Source organism: Plesiomonas shigelloides (genome assembly GCF_900087055.1).
GTDB classification, from domain to species: domain Bacteria; phylum Pseudomonadota; class Gammaproteobacteria; order Enterobacterales; family CAMTGL01; genus Plesiomonas; species Plesiomonas shigelloides.
Map to the genome: position 1 here is coordinate 164,014 of NZ_LT575468.1, position 19,103 is coordinate 183,116.

Annotated in this window: 14 protein-coding genes; 4 read left to right on the forward strand and 10 right to left on the reverse strand. The window is 52.6% G+C overall.

Features of this window, described 5'->3' with window-relative positions; translation table 11 throughout:
* Positions 1 to 75 precede the first annotated feature (75 nt).
* The 5 genes from NCTC9997_RS00695 to NCTC9997_RS00715 all read right to left on the reverse strand — a co-directional run bounded on the left by NCTC9997_RS00695 (position 76) and on the right by NCTC9997_RS00715 (position 9,015).
* Entirely contained in the window at positions 76 to 765 is a 690-nt protein-coding gene (locus NCTC9997_RS00695) for a pirin family protein (protein WP_010862855.1), read from the reverse strand.
* 310 nt (positions 766 to 1,075) lie between these two features.
* Positions 1,076 to 2,725, reverse strand: a complete 1,650-nt coding sequence (locus NCTC9997_RS00700; protein WP_064977082.1) for a methyl-accepting chemotaxis protein — start codon at positions 2,723 to 2,725, stop codon at positions 1,076 to 1,078.
* A gap of 477 nt (positions 2,726 to 3,202) precedes the next feature.
* Positions 3,203 to 4,849, reverse strand: a complete 1,647-nt coding sequence (locus tag NCTC9997_RS00705; RefSeq protein WP_064977083.1) for a methyl-accepting chemotaxis protein — start codon at positions 4,847 to 4,849, stop codon at positions 3,203 to 3,205.
* A gap of 502 nt (positions 4,850 to 5,351) precedes the next feature.
* A complete protein-coding gene (locus tag NCTC9997_RS00710) occupies positions 5,352 to 6,995 on the reverse strand; it encodes a methyl-accepting chemotaxis protein (protein WP_064977084.1) in 1,644 nt (547 codons plus the stop codon).
* A 373-nt stretch (positions 6,996 to 7,368) separates the two neighbouring features.
* Positions 7,369 to 9,015, reverse strand: coding sequence for a methyl-accepting chemotaxis protein (locus NCTC9997_RS00715; protein ID WP_010862851.1), 1,647 nt, complete (start codon positions 9,013 to 9,015; stop codon positions 7,369 to 7,371).
* A 230-nt stretch (positions 9,016 to 9,245) separates the two neighbouring features.
* On the opposite strand from NCTC9997_RS00715, the gene NCTC9997_RS00720 reads away from it, so the two are divergent.
* Entirely contained in the window at positions 9,246 to 9,521 is a 276-nt protein-coding gene (locus tag NCTC9997_RS00720; protein WP_064977085.1) for a DUF3630 family protein, read from the forward strand.
* Positions 9,522 to 9,653: 132 nt separating this feature from the next.
* Positions 9,654 to 10,313 (forward strand): 7-cyano-7-deazaguanine/7-aminomethyl-7-deazaguanine transporter, encoded by a 660-nt coding sequence (locus NCTC9997_RS00725; RefSeq protein WP_010862849.1) that lies wholly within the window; start codon positions 9,654 to 9,656, stop codon positions 10,311 to 10,313.
* A gap of 86 nt (positions 10,314 to 10,399) precedes the next feature.
* Here NCTC9997_RS00725 and NCTC9997_RS00730 read toward each other — a convergent pair whose 3' ends face one another.
* The 4 genes from NCTC9997_RS00730 to glpA all read right to left on the reverse strand — a co-directional run bounded on the left by NCTC9997_RS00730 (position 10,400) and on the right by glpA (position 15,440).
* Positions 10,400 to 10,900, reverse strand: coding sequence for a hypothetical protein (locus NCTC9997_RS00730; protein WP_010862848.1), 501 nt, complete (start codon positions 10,898 to 10,900; stop codon positions 10,400 to 10,402).
* Positions 10,901 to 11,287: 387 nt separating this feature from the next.
* Positions 11,288 to 12,487 carry an anaerobic glycerol-3-phosphate dehydrogenase subunit GlpC gene (gene glpC, locus NCTC9997_RS00735; RefSeq protein WP_064977086.1) on the reverse strand — a complete coding sequence of 400 codons (1,200 nt, stop codon included), beginning with the start codon at positions 12,485 to 12,487 and terminating at the stop codon, positions 11,288 to 11,290.
* The gene (gene glpB, locus NCTC9997_RS00740; RefSeq protein WP_064977087.1) at positions 12,484 to 13,767 is read right to left on the reverse strand and encodes a glycerol-3-phosphate dehydrogenase subunit GlpB; all 1,284 of its coding nucleotides are present in this window, start codon (positions 13,765 to 13,767) and stop codon (positions 12,484 to 12,486) included. Before glpB ends, glpC begins: the two co-directional genes overlap by 4 nt.
* Positions 13,764 to 15,440 carry an anaerobic glycerol-3-phosphate dehydrogenase subunit A gene (gene glpA / locus NCTC9997_RS00745; protein ID WP_064977088.1) on the reverse strand — a complete coding sequence of 559 codons (1,677 nt, stop codon included), beginning with the start codon at positions 15,438 to 15,440 and terminating at the stop codon, positions 13,764 to 13,766. Before glpA ends, glpB begins: the two co-directional genes overlap by 4 nt.
* A gap of 507 nt (positions 15,441 to 15,947) precedes the next feature.
* On the opposite strand from glpA, the gene glpT reads away from it, so the two are divergent.
* On the forward strand, positions 15,948 to 17,294 hold the full coding sequence (gene glpT / locus NCTC9997_RS00750; RefSeq protein WP_064977089.1) for a glycerol-3-phosphate transporter: 1,347 nt from the start codon (positions 15,948 to 15,950) through the stop codon (positions 17,292 to 17,294).
* 162 nt (positions 17,295 to 17,456) lie between these two features.
* Positions 17,457 to 18,539, forward strand: a complete 1,083-nt coding sequence (gene glpQ / locus NCTC9997_RS00755; protein WP_010862843.1) for a glycerophosphodiester phosphodiesterase — start codon at positions 17,457 to 17,459, stop codon at positions 18,537 to 18,539.
* Positions 18,540 to 18,683: 144 nt separating this feature from the next.
* Here glpQ and crcB read toward each other — a convergent pair whose 3' ends face one another.
* Positions 18,684 to 19,082: a fluoride efflux transporter CrcB gene (gene crcB, locus NCTC9997_RS00760; protein ID WP_010862842.1), complete on the reverse strand. Its 399-nt coding sequence runs from the start codon at positions 19,080 to 19,082 to the stop codon at positions 18,684 to 18,686.
* Between the last annotated feature and the right edge of the window lie 21 nt (positions 19,083 to 19,103).

Sequence of the window (19,103 nt, forward strand, 5' to 3'; positions counted from 1 at the left end):
GCATAGCTCGACGGTTACAGGCATGTCGGTTGAGCTATGCCATCGAATTAGCGCTCGCTAATCCGCGCCCGCGTATTAAGGCAAATCAAATAGCAGGAATTCACTGTCGCTGTCGGCGCTGATGTGCAGCAGATTTTCTTCCCACAGCGCTAACCCATCACTGTTTTCCAACTGTTCACCATTGACGGTTAAGCTACCACTGACCAGTTGCAGCCATAAACGGCGATTATCCAACAGCGTGTAGGTTGCTTGCTCACCTTGCTGGAGCATCCAGCGCCACAGCTGCATGTCTTGAAACACCTGCAACGAGCCATCGCGCGCATCCGGTGACAAGATCAATTGCGGCCCTGATTGTGGCTCAAAACGGCGCTGGGCATAGCGCGGCTCCAGCCCTTTTTGCTGCGGCAGGATCCAGATCTGGAACAGGTGCAGCAGCTCATCATTGCTCGGGTTGTATTCGGAGTGGCGAATACCGGTCCCCGCGCTCATGATTTGGAATTCCCCCGCTTGCACCTCAGTGGCATTGCCCATGCTGTCTTTATGGGCGACCCGACCTTGGCGGACGTAGGTCAGAATCTCCATGTCTTTGTGCGGGTGAGTCGGAAAGCCGCAGCCTTCATCAATAAAATCTTCGTTAATCACCCGTAGGGCCGAAAAGCCCATGTAGCTGGGGTCAAAGTAATCAGCAAAAGAGAAGCTGTGCCAGGTATCTAGCCAGCCGTGATTGGCATGACCGCGTTGCTCGCTTTTTCTCAGATGTAACATACACACCTCCCGGACTTGATGGGATCAGTGTAGTCCGCTGCTGCATGAAAAAAGCGCAAAAAACGCACAAAACCTTTCGATTATTACGAATATTCGATTTTTACGCATCGCCGAGCCAGGCGCGAATCCATGCTGGGAAAACTTTCCGTGCCAGGCACAGTACGCGAGGTAAAAAGGGGATGGCGGGTAACGGCAGAGATAAAAAAGGCCACCCAGTATGCCTGGATGGCCTGTTGCTCTATTGCGCGCTATTTACTTAGCGTCCTGCTCCGGGTGTGGTGGTGGTACCACGCCGAGAGGATGCCGAGGCTTACAGGGCGAAGCGATTGGTCATCTGTTGCAGATGTACCGCCAACTGGCTCAGCTCAGCACAAGCTTGCGCCGTTTGGTTAGCGCCTTGCGCCACTTCATCCGAGGCATTGTGAATATTCACGATGCTGCGGTTCAGCTCTTCGGTCACAGAGTTTTGTTCTTCGGTGGCGCTGGCAATCTGGGTGTTCATGTCGGAAATCCGGATCACCGCCTGATTGATCTGCTCGATAGTGGCACCGGCATTGCGCGCTTGCTCAACGCTGGTTTGCATCTGCTGACGGCTGATCTGCATCGCTTGACCGGCTTCGGCAGCACGGGATTGCAACACTTCGATGATCTTGTTGATTTCAGCCGTCGAGTCTTGGGTACGCTGCGCCAAGGTACGCACTTCATCGGCGACCACCGCAAAGCCACGACCTTGTTCACCGGCACGCGCAGCTTCAATAGCGGCGTTCAGCGCCAGCAAGTTGGTTTGGTCAGCAATGTTGCGGATCACGTCCAACACCACGCTGATGCTGGCACTGTCTTGCTCCAGTTGCTGTACCACTTGGCCAGAATGTTCGATTTCTTGCGCCACTGCTTCAATGCTGTGGATCGCGCTGTGCACCACTTTGCTACCAGAGCCAGAAGACTCGGAGGCATCGTGCGCCGCTGAGGCGGCATCGGTGGTGTTACGGGACACTTCCATCACGGTGGATTGCATCTCGTTCATCGCCGTTGCCAGCTGCGACACTTCGCTTTGCTGCTGCTGCATACCGTGTGACGACTGCTCGGCAATCGCGCTCACTTCTTCCACCGCAGTGCTCAGCTGCGATACTGAGGAGGTGATTTCGTTCACCAGCTGGTGCAGACCTTCTTTCATCTGGCGAATCGCTTTGGCTAACTGACCGATTTCATCGTTGGCCATTTTGCCGGAGTCCAGATAGTCACACAGTGCGCCACGTGCCAAGTTACCGCCAGCAATCTGTTTGGCTTGATCAACCAGCAACAGCAGTGGATCGCGAATTTGACGCGTCAGGATGTTAGCGAAAACCACCACCAGAACAATCGCCACCGCGATGCAGATGAAGATGCTCAGTTTGGCTGAACTAAACACATTTTCCGCCATCTGACGGCCTTCAACCGCATAGGCTTGGTTGATGTTCATCAGCTCGGTGGTTTGGGTATTCAGCTTCTGATAAGCAGGGATCCCTTGGGTCAGGAAGAAGTGGCGTGCTTGTTGAACCTCGCCACGGTTTAACATATCCATCACCTGACGGTGCAGACCCAGATAGGCCAACCATTCATTTTTAATGTTGTTATAGGTCTGACGTTCGTGGTCACTGTAGACCAGCGGGCCATATTCGGTCAGCGCACCATCAACTTGAGACGGCAGATTTTGCAGCACTCGCTGATATTCGGCATTGCGGCTTGGATCGTCATTGACCAAGAACATGCCCAATTCATAGCGGCGGAAATTACCCACTTCATCACTGATTCGGGCTGCCACGCGGATACTTGGCATGACATTGTCAGTCAAATCCAGTGATTCAGCATTCAGCCGAGTGAACTGCAGTAAGGAAAACAGGCCGATACCGATAATCAGCAGACATAACAGCGAGAACGCCGCAGTCAGCTTTTTGCCGATGGAAAGATGCTTAAATAACATATCACTATTCTCGTTTAGCAGAGGTGAGCGATCAGAAAGAGGTTCCGTAACGGTCGGAGAGAACCTCCGGCCGGTGCGATAAAAGATACGTTTATCCTTGTATACCGATTAGTAGCGGCCGCTGGCGGACAGAATTAAGCCAAAAGATATAAATAAATATGTCATTCTCGACACACTTTCGGACGAATAGTCACTAATGCATTGATTTATAATAGAAATGAATAAAAGTGTAATGGTAAAAATTTCTTTCCGTATACCTTGCACTATTATTGGGATCGTGGATTACATGACGAGTGGTTTTTTATTGGCGGCGGGTTATTGATGGCAGAGAAGTACGCTTTTTGCTGCCTAGGTATCTAGAGTGTACTGTGGGTTTGGTCATTCGATGCGATTAACACATCGCCATCAATAAAGCGCGGGTTGCCCAATGAAGGGCAACCCGCGCTTAATCACCGTTAACGTATCGGGAGTGCGTGCTTACACGGCAAAGCGGTTAGTCACTTGCTGCAAGTGAATCGCCAGTTGGCTGAGTTCGGCACAGGCTTGCGCAGTTTGGTTAGCGCCTTGCGCCACTTCATCGGAGGCATTGTGAATGGTCACAATGCTGCGATTGAGTTCATCGGTCACTGAGCTTTGCTGCTCGGTGGCACTGGCAATCTGCGTGTTCATATCAGAAATGCGCACCACCGCTTGGTTAATTTGCTCGATGGTAGCACCGGCATTGCGCGCTTGCTCAACACTGGTGTGCATTTGTTGACGGCTTACCTGCATCGCTTGACCCGCTTCGGCGGCACGCGATTGCAGCACCTCGATAATCTTATGGATCTCGGCGGTGGAATCTTGGGTGCGCTGTGCCAAGGTACGCACTTCATCGGCTACCACGGCAAAGCCGCGACCTTGTTCACCGGCACGCGCAGCTTCAATAGCGGCGTTCAGCGCCAGCAAGTTGGTTTGGTCGGCAATATTGCGGATCACATCCAGTACTACGCTGATGCTGGCACTGTCTTGCTCCAGTTGCTGCACCACTTGGCCTGAGTGCTCGATTTCACCGGCTACACGCTCGATACTGCCGATGGCATCCTGCACCACTTTGCTGCCGGAGTCCGAGGCATCAGATGCTTGCTGGGCGGCGCTGGCGGCATCGGTGGTATTGCGCGACACTTCCTGTACCGTGGATTGCATCTCGTTCATCGCCGTGGCCAGCTGCGAAACCTCTGATTGCTGCTGTTGCATACCGTGTGACGATTGCTCGGCAATGGCGCTCACTTCCTCCACCGCAGTACTGAGCTGGGAAACCGAGGAGGATATCTCGCTCACCAAGCCACTCAAATTGTCTTTCATCTCGCGAATGGCAAAGGCCAGCTGACCGATTTCATCTTGTGAGGCTTTACCGGCGTCGAGGAAATTACACAGCGCCCCACGTTGTAAATCACCGCGGGCAATTTGATGGGCTTGATCCAGAATGACTAATAATGGATCGCGGATCTGACGGGTCAACACTGTCGCCAGTAATATCACCAGACCGATGGCCACCAATAGCGCAATGCCGACGTTCAGTTTTACCATCGAATAAATAGAGAGTGCAGAGGTGCGATTTTCCACACTGTAATCACGGTTAATTTTCATCAAGTTGGCGATTAAATCATCCAGCTCAAAAATGGTCGAACTACCGGAGGTCAATAATATTTGCTTAGCTTGATTGATATCGCCTGCATGCAATGCGGAAATAAACTGATTGTGGATGTTCAGATATTGCGCCCATTTATTGGTGACGCGCTGATAAGCCTCTTGATCATCGGCACCTGATACATAGCTGGCGTATTTTTGCAACTCATTACTGGCATCTTGTTTCAGCTCCAGCAATTTATTCAGATACTCTTGACGGTTTGCGTCATTAATAACCAGTAAATAGCCCAGTTCGTAACGACGAAAGTCGCTAATCAGGATCGATGCTTCGGACACTAGCATCAGACTAGGTACTGTATTATCAGTCACTTCCAACGTTTCGGCGTTCATGCGTTGAAACAGTGTCAGTGATAAGCCCCCAATCCCGATAATAATCAGACAGAGCAAGGAAAAGGATAAGAACAGCTTTTTACCGATATTTAAGTCACGTAATGACATTGATTGCTCCAGCATAACGGCAGTGATATCGCATCAGAAATTGAATTTAACCGCATGCTCCATTGCTAGTTTCAAACATGATGCGTCAGGTCTATTTTCGATAATGTATTCAGAAAGAATCTATCGGATAGAAAAAAAGAATATTAAATGTGATCTGTGTCATTGGGATAAAAAACAGCCAAATATGCAGCGATTGGCAATTAAACCGCACGCAATGCAAAAAATAACGTCGCCGACTAAATTGTGCGACAAATATAAATATATCTCACTGTCATATTTACTTTGTTTTGTGTTTTTGCCGTGGCGCTGGATTTATTGTGCGATATTCAATTAACTATCTGGTTCGATGTGCTTAATTAAGTGATTGTGGTGGTGTTTATGTCTAACTTTAACCTGTGGCTTGATATAAGTGCTTATATCGAGAAATGTATTTGGCCGGCAGCGCTGGCTTGGATAGCCAGCGCCACGGTGTAGAGATGCGAGCTAAAGCGAAGAGAACCCCTTATAGACTAAATCGAGCAATCGTCTGCTGTAGATTGTTCGCCAGTTGATTGAGTTCACCACAGGCCTGTGCGGTCTGGTTGGCACCTTGTGCCACCTCATCGGAGGCATTGTGGATGTTAACAATGCTGCGGTTGAGCTCATCGGTCACGGAGTTTTGCTGCTCGGTGGCGCTGGCAATTTGGGTATTCATATCGGAAATACGTATCACCGCATCATTAATTTGTTCGATGGTGGCGCCGGCGTTGCGCGCTTGCTCGACACTGGTATGCATTTGTTGACGACTTAACTGCATGGCTTGACCGGCTTCTGCGGCACGTGATTGCAGTACTTCGATAATTTTGTTGATCTCAGCGGTCGAGTCTTGGGTGCGCTGTGCCAGCGTGCGTACTTCATCGGCTACCACGGCAAAACCACGCCCTTGTTCGCCAGCCCGCGCTGCCTCAATGGCCGCATTCAGTGCCAGTAAGTTAGTTTGATCGGCAATATTGCGGATCACATCCAGAACCATGCTGATGCTGGCGCTGTCTTGCTCCAGCTGATGTACCACTTGACCGGAGTGTTCAATTTCACTGGCGACCCGCTCAATACTGCCAATGGCATCTTGCACCACTTTGCTTCCACTGCCTGAGGAGGCCGAGGCCACTTGTGCTGCGGATGCCGCTTCGGTGGTATTACGTGACACTTCTTGCACCGTGGATTGCATCTCGTTCATGGCGGTGGCCAATTGTGAGACTTCCGACTGTTGCTGCTGCATGCCGTGCGCCGATTGTTCGGCGATAGCACTCACTTCCTCGACGGCGGCACTGAGTTGCGATACCGAGGAGGTGATTTCATTGACCAGAGTATACAGCCCCTCTTTCATCTGCCGGATCGCCAGCTGCCCCGTTTCATCGCGAGAGAGTTTACCGGAGTCGATATAGTCGCACAGCGCAGAGCGGCCAAGCTGCCCGTTAGCAATCAGGCGTGCCTGACTTACTAGCAGCAACAGTGGATCGCGGATTTGCCGCGTCAGCAGGGTGGCAAAGAACACCACCATGACCACGGCGAGCGCAATGCTGATAGCAATACTGACCTTCGAGGCACTGAAGATATTGTCTACATCTTGGCGTGCATTGTTGGCAAAGGTCTGATTAATATTGATTAAATCTTGTACGTGTGCGGTGAGTTGTCTGAATAGGCTGCGGCTTTGGTCGACCAAAATATAACGCGCTTGCTGCAAATCACCGCGCTCGATAGCGTCCATCATCTGACGATGCAGACCTTGATAGGCTAACCACTCATTTTTGATGTTGTTATAGATCTGGCGCTCCTGCTCGCTTTCCAGCAACGGCGCAAATTGGGCAATGGCATCATCAATTTGGGCGGGAATGGCGTCTAACAGCTTCTGATAGTCAGCCTTCATGGTTGGGTTATCGTAGACCACGATGATCCCCATTTCATTGCGGCGCAATCGGCTGATGTGGCTATCGATAGTGGCCGCCTGAGTGATGCTCGGGATCACCTGTTCTGCTAGATGCTGTGAACCACCGTTTAAGCGGCTGAATTGCAACAGCGAGAATAGGCCGATGCCGATGATTAACAAACACAATAAAGAAAATGCGGAGGTCAGCTTTTTGCCGATGGAAAGGTGCTTCAATAACATACCATTATTCTCATTTAGCAAGTTTAAGCGGTCAGGAATAAGGCGTCGCAACGACAACATCCCAATGGTGCAACTTAATATATGTATCTTTTTGTATATATTTATTAATAACGGCTGCGGCTGGGTAAAATTAAAGCAAAAAAGAAAATTTAGTGTGACGATTCGGCGTGTATTCCGTTGCGTTTAGATTAACTGATTGATTTTAAATGAATGATAAATCGACAGAGCCAGAGAGGAAAAAGAATAAAAAAGCGGTATTGGGGGAAAGGAAAAAGCGAAGGGATATATCACTGACCGCCATATTCTCAATGACGGCCAGTGTAAGCGGTATCTTAGTGCGCCGACTGATGTCGGCGCGATATGCAGGGGGAATTTATACCGCGAAACGATTGGTGACCTGTTGCAGGTGAATGGCCAGCTGGCTCAGCTCCGCACAGGCTTGCGCAGTCTGATTCGCGCCTTGCGCCACTTCATCGGAAGCATTGTGGATAGTGACAATGCTGCGATTGAGCTCATCGGTCACCGAGTTTTGCTGCTCGGTAGCGCTGGCAATCTGAGTGTTCATATCGGAAATGCGTACCACTGCGTGGTTAATTTGGGCGATGGTGGCCCCAGCATTGCGTGCTTGCTCGACACTAGTATGCATCTGTTGGCGACTGATCTGCATCGCTTGACCGGCTTCAGCGGCGCGTGATTGCAGCACTTCGATGATCTTGTTGATCTCCGCGGTCGAGTCTTGGGTGCGCTGTGCCAGCGTGCGGACTTCATCGGCCACCACGGCAAAGCCGCGACCTTGCTCACCAGCGCGCGCCGCTTCAATTGCTGCGTTCAGCGCCAGCAGGTTAGTTTGGTCGGCAATGTTGCGGATCACATCCAGCACCACACTGATGCTGGCACTGTCTTGCTCCAGCTGCTGAACCACTTGGCCGGAGTGTTCGATTTCACTGGCGACACGTTCGATACTGCCAATTGCATCCTGCACCACTTTACTGCCGGAATCTGAGGCATTGGAGGCTTGATGGGCGGCACTGGCGGCATCGGTGGTGTTACGGGAGACTTCTTGCACGGTGGATTGCATCTCGTTCATCGCGGTGGCCAGCTGCGAGACTTCGGATTGCTGCTGTTGCATGCCATGAGAAGATTGTTCGGCAATGGCACTCACTTCTTCTACCGCAGTGCTGAGCTGGGAAACGGAGGAGGATATTTCATTGACCAGATGTCCCAAGCCTTCTTTCATATCGCGAATAGCAAAGGCGACTTGGCCAATCTCATCGCGTGCCGCTTGGCCAGATGCCAGATAATCACACAGCACACCGCGTTGCAGGTTACCGTTAGAGATTTGTTTGGCTTGATCCAGGATAGTCAGGAGAGGGTCGCGAATTTGGCGGGTTAGAACGCGGGCTAATACAGTAACGAGCGCAATGGCAATTAGAATACTGATGGAGACATACAGCTGCACCGAGGAGTAAATTTGTACAGCTTTGGTGCGACTTTCATTGGCGTATTGTTTATTAATTTTGATCAGTGCATTGATGGAATTATTTAGCTCGGAAAATTGTGTCATGCCCTGATTGAGTAAAATCTGCTCAGCTTGCGCTAAATTACCATTTTGCAGATTATTCATTACGTCCTGATTGATATCCAGATAGCGCTGCCACTGAATTTTTACGTTCTGAAACATCTGCTTATCTTCCGCACTGAACGCATACGGTGCGTATTTTTCCAGCTCGGAGTCCACTTGTGCACGCAGTGCGTTAATTTTATCGAAGTATTGGTTTTTTTGGGGATTATCTAATACGAGTTGATAACCTAATTGGTAACGGCGAAAGCTGCTAACGGCTTCACTGGTTTGAGAAACGATCATGATGCCGGGAACGATATTATCGGTTACGTCCAACGTCTGTTCATTCATGCGGCTAAACAAAGTAAGTGATAAAGCACCAATACCGATAATAACCAAGCCGAGTAGCGAGAAAGATAAAAACAGCTTTTTACCAATATTCAGGTCACGGAATGACATTTTTGTCTCCAGGAGAAAGCCTACGCCGCCACGACGGGGCGTTAAAAAACCATAACACAAGGTGATTTGTGCTGGAGGTATAGCGTAATAGCAGAACAGATATATCGGACAAATGTCCGAAAAATTTAATTTCTTCGACTATTTATTGCGGATTCATGAATAATCTGCTGATGTTTATATTGTCGCTTAACGCATAATTCACAGCCGTAATTGGAAGTTTTTGAATCGATATGGAAAATTACTCAATAACTATTCCCTCGCCGGGGCTCAATTTTGATAATTTCGCCGAGCGGGCTTTGCCGGTGATTTCTCGGTTAGAGCTGCAGGTTTTAGAGCGTCAATGTGATGCCGATTTGCACACTTGGCGGGTTGAATTTGAGGGTACCCCTTTGCTGCTGCGTGGCGATCATTATACCGAGTGCTTGTGGCTAGAAGCGCAGAATGAAGAGGGCGGCGACGTCTTAGCCTTTTTGGCGCAGATCTTCGCGGATGAGCGCACGTTTTGAGCTGACAAGCCCAGATGAGACGGTTATAATTTCACCTTACGCCTGTGGCTGCGTGCCGATAACGCAGCGAATCAACAGGCTGGGTATGTATTTGGGTTCCCTCACCCCAACCAACAAAAAGGTGCACAATCAATGTCATCCTTCTCTCCTGCCCAGCAGCGTAATGCGCTGATCTGGCTGGTGCTGTTCCACGTATTTATCATTGCCTCCAGTAACTATCTGGTGCAATTGCCGATCTCCATTTTTGGTTTTCATACCACGTGGGGCGCGTTCTCATTCCCGTTTATCTTCTTGGCGACTGACCTGACGGTGCGGATTTATGGTGCCTCGTTGGCGCGGCGGATTATTCTGGCGGTCATGGCGCCTGCGCTGCTGATCTCGTATGTGGTGTCGGTACTGTTTTTTAACGGCGAATTTCAGGGCTTCAATGCGCTGGGCGATTTCAACTTGTTTGTCGCGCGTATTGCGGTGGCCAGCTTTATGGCCTACTTGCTCGGCCAGATCTTGGATATCAATGTCTTTAACCGTCTGCGCCAGATGAAGGCGTGGTGGGTAGCACCAACAGCTTCGACGCTGTTTGGCAATGTTAGCGATACGGTCTCATTCTTCTTTATCGCCTTTTACAAAAGCCCCGATCCGTTCATGGCGCAGCACTGGGTGGAAATTGCCACCGTGGATTACTGCTTTAAGCTAATCATCAGCTTGGGGCTGTTCTTGCCCGCTTACGGGGTATTGCTGAATGTGCTGCTCAAACGCCTGACGCGTACCGAGCAGACCACCGCGCTGGCCTGATGGGTTAAGTCAGCAAGCGATAAAAAGAACGGGCAGCTGAGGGGCTGCCCGTTTTTATTTGGCTTTTGTAGATGCTGCGCGCTTGCTTATTGATTTAAGTATTGCAGCAGCTCGCTTTCCAGCACACCGCGTGATACGCACACGGGGGTGACGGATGGCGCGGCGATCCGGCTGCCATCGCTATCGATGTAGTCGACGCGGCTGGTGCCTTTTAGGTTCACGTTAGCCGCGCTTTTATCCCCATTGGGGGTGATGATCAGATTCAGCTTCACATCTGGGTTGGCAATTGCCACTTTGCTACCACCGTTACCGCAATCCAGATATTTGAGGCCATCTACGTAGTCTGCTTGGGTGACCGACAGCAAACCGGCGGCGCGATCTTGGTTGGTGGCGGCCAGATTGTGCTCTTTCAGCCAACGCTCGGCGCGCGCCCAGGTCAGATCATAGGGCTTAGCTATCTCGCCATTGCTGGTGATCGCAACGGGAGTGGGTGGGGTGTATTGATAGTCCGCTGATTGCTGGGGCTGATTGCTGGCACATCCTGCCAGAACGACAGACATCACCGCCATTGCCGCATACTTTTTCATTACCATTCCTTGTATCACTGGTTTGGATATTTTGTTGTTATGAGAGGCTGGCTACCGGGCACTGAAGCGAAAACCGGCAGCGTAGTGCGCGGCATTTTACTGCTTTTGTAAGGCAAATCACGCAGATTTTACTGCCAACATTAAAAAAGATGATTTGCAGGGAAAAGGCCGGTTTTAGCAGAGAAAAAACGCTGTTTGGCACGGAAAAGGGGAGTGCGGAGCAAAAAGAGCCGGACCCGGAAAGGGCAGTGGTGTCCGGCCTCAGACAGGTAACTATGACCTAAGCACACAAGGATAAGTCCCAGCCGCAGAGCGGCTGGGGGGATGACACGGTTTACTTACACCAACGCGCTTGACCCGACTTGATCAGGCAAGGGCGCGTTAGCATTACGCCAACGCCTGCGCCAGCACAGTGATGGGGTGTTCGCAGCGTTTGCTGGTCGACATCTCAATCTGCCATTTACAGGTTTCGCAATCGGAGACCACAAAATCGACCCCGCTTTCCTCAATTTGACGGAACAGCGGCGCGCCGATGGCTTGCGAGGTATCGTAGTTCTCGCTCTTGAAGCCGTAGGTACCGGCGATCCCACAGCACTGCGAGTCGAGCATGATGAGCTCGAGACCCGGAATGCGTTGCAGCAGATCCAGCGTATACGGCACCCAGCCCATTTTTTCCATATGACAAGGCGTGTGGTATGCCACGCGCAGCGGGGTGTGCTTGAGCTTAAGTTCACGCCCAGCACTCAGCTCACGGTACAAAAAGCGGGTCACCAGATCGATATGGCTGCGCACCTTGCTGTTATCCACCCCCAGAATGTGCGGATACTCATCGCGCAGGGTAAAGGTACAGGTGGACGAGGTGGCAATCACCGGCAGACCTTTTTCGGTCACCGCGGTTTCCAAATTGCGCACGTTGAAGGCGGCCTGCTTTTTCGCTTTGTCGGTAAAACCGTTGGCAATCAGCGGCACACCACAGCATTTTTCCCGATCCAGCAACTGCACACCAATTCCCATGGCGTTAAACACACGGATTAAATCTTTGCCCAGTTGCGGATGGTTGTAGTTGACGTAGCAGCCGTGGAAATAGGCCACTTGCTCGGCAAACTGCTTTTGGCTGTCGGCGTGCTTGCGATACCAGTTACGGAAAGTGCCGTGTGAGTATTTCGGTAGTTCACGACGATGGTCGACTTTCAGCGCCGTATCCAGCAATTTACGCACCGGCTTTAAGCCGGTGGTCAGGTTAACGATCGGCGCGAACGGGGTCGACAGCGTCCCCATCAGATCGGTGTGGCTTAAAATCGCATCGCGCAGGGTCGGTTTTTTATGGCTGTACTGAGCACGTGCGCGCTGGATGATGTCACCGATTTTCACATCCGATGGACACCCGACTTCGCAGCGCTTGCAGTTGGTGCAGTATTTCAGCGCGTCATCGTACAGCGCCGGATCTTTGAGGCGCAGACGTTCGCCATCTGGCCCCGCTTGTTTTGGCCCTGGATAGGCCGGATTGACTTTGGCCACCGGACACAAGGTGGTACAGGCGGTACATTTAATGCAGCTTTCAAAGCTCGAGTCGTGTGTCTGGCTCATGCGGTTTCCTCCTGCTGTTGCAGGATCTGTTCAGCGACATGCAGGGCGGTCGTCACCGAGACTCCCGCGCCGCAGCCTTGATAAATCGGATCATAGCCACCTAGCACTGCGCCGATGGCATACACATTGTGCAGCGTTTGGCCGTCTTTACGCACCCGCAGGCGGTTATCGACGCTGACACCAAACTGTAAGAATGGCTGGCTGGTCAGGAAGCGCTCTTCGCTCCACTCGGCGCGTGGGCCGGTTTCAATCACATCCAGCCCGAAAACCGGCTCACGGATCCGATCAAACTCTGCCACCAGACCATTACTGAAAAAGCTACCGCTGGCCAGCACCACATCGCGCGCCTCGACCGGAATTTCTTCATGGTTGCGGGTATACAAGGCGGTTACACGCTGATTTTCGATGCGGGCGGACTGCACCTGATCGCCATTCATAAACAGGCCACCGAGCTGCTGGAAGCGGCGCTTGAGGACTTGTTGCAAGCGGATCCCCAGCACGGATGGCGGCAGGGTTGGCAGCTCCAGCAGTTGCAGGCCGGTGAGGCGTTCTAACTCGCTACGCAGACGGGTGTTCTCTAATCCTAATACCGCCGGCAGGATCACGGTCGTGGCACCTTGTGCGGCGCGTTTTAGCTCGGCGGCCAATGGTGCTAAGTCGGTTAGCTGTTCCAGTACGCGCGCCACGTTAACCGAGCGAAACTCACTGGGATTACGACGCAGCTGATCCAGCTGTGGCAAGGTCAACTGGCCGGTCAGGATCTGGCAGCCCTGATAGGCCGGGTATTGTTGTAAGGTGGCGGCCGCCATTTCCGGTTGGAAATCATGGAAGCCTTCGATACCAATCAGCGCTAAGGCTCCGCTTTGTGCCGGCAGTGGTAGCGGTTGTACCGGTACACTCAGTGGGGATAACCACGTTGGACGCAAGCTGCCGAGCGGGGTCATGCGCAGATGATTGTGCTGAGCCTCGCCTTGCATCTCGATATTGCTGGCTTGCAGCAGCTGCATAAAGTGCGCGACATGGCGCGTCATGGCGGCGCTGCCCATGCGAGTATACGGATGCTGCGGTGCTTGGGTGGTTAGCTGATCAAGCGCCTGCAGTGGCGCGGCCACCGCCGTGCCATCTGGCAGGCGACTGAGCAGATCCAGTGAGCCGGATGAGAAATTCAGCGCACACTGACCGGCGCTGATAATGGTGCAGCGCTGACCGCTGGCGGCCAGCTGAATACCGCAGGTCAGGCCGGCCAAACCGGCTCCGATGATGGCAACATCAAACTTCATTGCGGCTCTCCCTGTGGCAGTGTGTTGCTGTGTGGCGATTCGGTGTCAGGCAGGCTAGGTGGAATGTCATCGAGTCCACACAGGCCTTGATACACCCAGCTGGTAAATTCAGATTCGCGCAGCGCATCGCCCCATGCAATCGGGCGGATCCCTTTCCAGCGCTCTTCGAGGAAGCTTTGCAGCTGGGCGGTGGATTGCTGCGCGGTGGTGGCCTTGAAACGGGCCATGGCACCGGCGGCGCGACAGGCGCACAGTTCACCCTGACAAGGGCCCATGCCGACCCGTGTCCGCCGGCGCAGGTCAATTAAGTTATTCACCTTCAGCTCGTTAACGGCATAGCGCACTTCGGCGGCGGTCACTGCTTCACATTCGCACACCAGTGAGCTGTCGGTGCGATCTTCGGCGGCAAAGCGCGGTGCGCGATCGCCGTGGCGGTACACTGCCGAGCCGCGCAGTGGCGCTGGCAGGCTGAACAGTTTGGCGTGGGTATCTTCGGTGCGCTCTTCTGAGCCCGGCAACGGTTTTTCCGCTGTGGTACAGGTGGCACTGTGATTGAGTTTGCGGCACACCAGATCCGAGGCCCATTCGGCCATCAAACGGTAGGTCATCAGCTTGCCACCGGTGATGGTGACAAAGCCTTCCAAACCATCGCGCTCGGCGTGATCCAGCAGCACAATGCCGCGGCTGACGTTACGACCGGACGGATCATTGTCGCTAGCAACCAGCGGACGCACCCCGGCATAGGCGCGCAGAATACGGGTGCGGCCCATCACTGGGGCCAGTTTTTCCCCTTCGCGGATCAGAATGTCCACTTCCTCTGGCGTTACGCGCATATCGTCGATGCGATCATACGGCACGCGGCTGGAAGTGGTGCCAATTAAGGAGATGGTATCGCCCGGCACCAGAATATCGGCATCGGCCGGTTTACGGCAGCGGTTGATCACGCGGTTATTGATGCGATGCCCCATGATCAGCAGTGCGCCTTTGGCCGGGAACATGCGAATGCTCAGATCCGCGTATTCGGCAATGCGCTGACCCCAGATCCCGCCGGCGTTCACCACGATCGCCGCATACACTTCCACCACCTGATGCGTTTGATGGTTGAAAGCGCGCACGCCAATCACGCGATCGCCTTCGCGGATCAGCCCGACCACTTCGCAATAAGTCAGCACTTGAGTGCCGTTTTCCCGCGCATCCAGCATGTTGGCGGCGGTCAGACGAAACGGGTCGACGGTGCCATCCGGTACGGTCACTGCACCGAGCAGCGCTGGGTTCACCGACGGCTCTAAGCGGATCGCCTCTTGCGGCGAAATAGCTTTGGCATCAATGCCTGCGGTTTGGCAGGCGCGGATAAAGCCGTCCTGAAACGCCAAATCATCTTCTGGCAGGGTGATAAACAGGCCGCCAGTCGGTTCGATACAGTGGCGAGCAATCTTCTTTAAGATCTTGTTTTCACTGATACATTCACGGGCCGACTCTTCGTCAGTCACCGCATAACGGGCGCCACTGTGCAACAGGCCGTGGTTACGTCCGGTCGCGCCGGTAGCAATGTCATCGCGCTCTAACAGAACGCAGCGCAGGCCGCGCAGGGCACAGTCGCGGGCGACACCAGCACCGGTGGCGCCGCCGCCGATAATCGCGACATCAGTTTCGATTCGGGTTGCGCTATTCATAGGGTCAGGGTTCTCGCAGGTCAGCGGTTTGGCAACGAGGTACGCCGGTGCGACTGCGGGTAATTAGAAGAGGAAAGTCAGTCGCATGCAGGCGTTCAGTTCATGCGCGGAGTATCGCAATTTCGCCGTTTGAAATGTTTGATATAGACCATAAATGAGCAAAAACGAAATCAAAATGAGCGTTAATTAATGCTAATTTGTGATTTCAATCACCATTTGTCACATTTATATACAGTGTAAATCATGCCAATGCGCGGATGAAAATGGAGCGAACGAAAAAGATATGTTCGTAACTGATTTATTTTAAACGAAAAATTAATAATAAATATGACGAATTGTGTTTTGACTCACACCATTTACGAAACATAGTCACTATTATTGCGCTCGTTTACGAACTGCCAATAGGGTCGCCTCTGTTCCTTTTACGGCATTCGCCGCGTAATCGTTTTCGGTTTCGCAAACCCATTACTACAAAATAACAGCCACAGACATATCGAGGATCCGAATATGTTGAGTATTTTCCGTCCTGCGGCGCATCGTGCCCGACTGCCGGAAGTGCAGATCGATAGCACGTATAAGCGTCTGCGCTGGCAGATCTTTGCCGGTATTTTCTTCGGCTATGCCGGTTATTATCTCGTCCGTAAAAACTTCTCACTGGCAATGCCGTATCTGGTGGAACAAGGGTTCTCGCGTGGGGATCTGGGTTTTGCTATGTCCGGTGTGGCCATCGCCTACGGCCTGTCTAAGTTCCTGATGGGCGCGGTATCTGACCGCTCCAACCCGCGGGTGTTCCTGACTGCGGGTCTGCTGCTGTCAGCGGCGATTTTCTTCATCATGGGCTTTATGCCATGGGCCACGTCGAGCATCGCCATCATGTTTGTCCTGCTGTTCTTAAATGGCTGGGTACAAGGCATGGGTTGGCCTCCTTGCGGCCGTACTATGGTGCACTGGTGGTCACAGAAAGAGCGTGGCGGCATCGTGTCCATCTGGAACTGTGCCCACAACGTGGGTGGCGGCATGATTGGTCCACTGTTCATTCTGGGCATGGGCTGGTTCAATGATTGGCGCTCAGCGTTCTATGTACCGGCTGCGGCCGCGGTGGGGGTGGCAATTTTCGCTTACCTGACCATGCGTGATACGCCACAGTCTTGTGGTTTGCCGCCAATCGAAGAGTACAAGGATGACTATCCAGAAGATTACAGCGCCAAGAACGAAGTGGAGCTGACGGCTAAAGAGATCTTCACCAAGTACATTCTGCCGAACAAACTGCTGTGGTATATCGCTTTTGCTAACGTATTCGTCTATCTGCTGCGCTATGGCGTACTGGACTGGGCACCGACTTATCTGAAAGAAGTGAAGCACTTCTCGGTGGATAAATCCTCATGGGCTTACTTCTTCTACGAGTGGGCGGGGATTCCGGGCACCTTGGTGTGTGGTTGGATGTCGGACAAAGTGTTCAAAGGTAACCGTGGTGCCACCGGCGTGTTCTTCATGGTACTGGTTGCGCTGGCGACTACTGTGTACTGGCTGAACCCACCGGGTAACCCGATGGTGGATATGGCGTCTCTGGTGGCGATCGGCTTCCTGATTTACGGCCCAGTGATGCTGATTGGTCTGCATGCGCTGGAGCTGGCTCCGAAGAAAGCGGCAGGTACCGCGGCGGGCTTTACCGGTCTGTTCGGTTACCTCGGTGGCTCAGTTGCGGCGAACGCCGTGGTGGGTTACACCGTAGACCACTTTGGTTGGGATGGTGGCTTCATGTTGCTGATCGGCTCTTGTGTGGCGGCGGTGATCTTGCTGGCGCTGACCATGATCCATCACAACAAAGCACAAGAAGAGAAGGCGAACGCTTAAGCGAGCCTAATCGGATAGTGGTGCGCATGCACCGCATTGAGCAATCAGTAACAACGCGGCGGATTGTGACAGCAATCCGCCGAATAAAAATAAAACTGCAATAAAAATAACATCTTACATCTTTACCTTACCCTACACTGATAAAACCAAAGAGCGATAATGATGAACAAGACTCTGCTTGCACTGATGACCAGTGCCGTATTGGTGGCACCGGTATTTGCCCAGACCGGGGATAAAATTGTCGTCGCGCACCGTGGTGCCAGTGGTTATTTGCCGGAGCATACCCTGCCGGCCAAAGCCATGGCGCATGCGATGGGCGCCGATTATTTGGAGCAAGATGTGGTGATGACCAAGGACAATCAGCTGATCGTCCTGCATGACCACTATCTGGATCGCGTGACTGACGTGGCCAAGAAATTCCCAGGCCGTGCGCGCGCCGATGGCCGTTACTACGCCATTGATTTCACCTTGCCGGAAATTCGCCAACTTTCGTTTACCGAAGAGTTTGTGCTGGATAAAGATGGCAAGATGAGCCAGAAATTCCCGAATCGTTTCCCAATGTGGAAGAGCGATTTTCGCATTCATACGCTGGCCGAAGAGATCGAAATGATCCAAGGCATGAACCACTCCACCGGTAAAAACGTGGGGATTTATGTCGAGACCAAAGCGCCGTGGTTCCATAAAACCGAAGGCAAAGACATCTCCGTGGCGGTACTGGAAACCCTGAAAAAGTACGGCTACACCAAGAAAGATGACAAAGTTTTCCTGCAAAGCTTTGACGCGCCAGATCTGCAGCGGGTACACGATGAGCTGCTGCCGAAGATGGGGATGGATATCAAGCTGGTACAGCTGATCACCCTGACCGATGACAAAGAAACCATGGTCATCAACAAAGATGGCACCCTGACCAACTACAGCTACGACTGGATGTTCGAGCCGGGCGCGATGGCCAAGATTGCCAAGTATGCTGATGGCGTCGGCCCATGGTATCCGATGGTGGTAGAAGAGAGCTCCACCCCGGGCAACATCAAGACCACCATCATGGTCAAAGAAGCCCATGCCAACGGTCTGGTGGTGCACCCGTACACCTTCCGTCAAGACGCCGGTAAGGTACCGCCGTATGCTAAGAACCTGACGGATATGCTGGATATCTTCTACAACACCGCCGATGTCGATGGCGTGTTCACCGACTTCCCAGACGTTGCGGTAGAGTTCTTGCGTAACCAGAAAGCCGCCGCCAAATAAGCGCGGTCAGTGAATCTGGCGCCCCCTCCAGATTCACTGTTTCACTGACGAAGCCTCTGACATTGCTTCATGCAAAAAGCCACTCATGGTGCCGCTGATGGTATCGGGTGGCTTTTTTATTTGGGGGCTCCCGATGCCAGTGACTTACTGCGGCCACAACAAGCGGGTTAGGCTCATACCGGCCACGGTCATCAGCAGCGAGCCGCCTAAGTGCAAGGTGATCCCACCGAGTACCCACAGGGTATGGCCTTTTTGCAGCGAGGTGATCATCTCGGCGGAAAAGCTGGAGAAGGTGGTGAGGCCACCGAGAAAACCGGTGATGATAAACAGGCGCAAATGCGGTGATAGATGCGGCATACGCAAAAAGACTTCCACCGCAATCCCAATCAAAAATCCACCGAGCAGGTTCACCAGCAGGGTACCGGGTGGCAGATGGGGTAAGAGGGTATTGAGCTTGCTGCTGACCCACCAGCGCAAAGAGGCACCAAAAGCGGCGCCGCCACTGACGGCAAGCAACGAGCTGAGTAGGGATGTTTCGGACATACTGGCGATCCTGAACGTCAT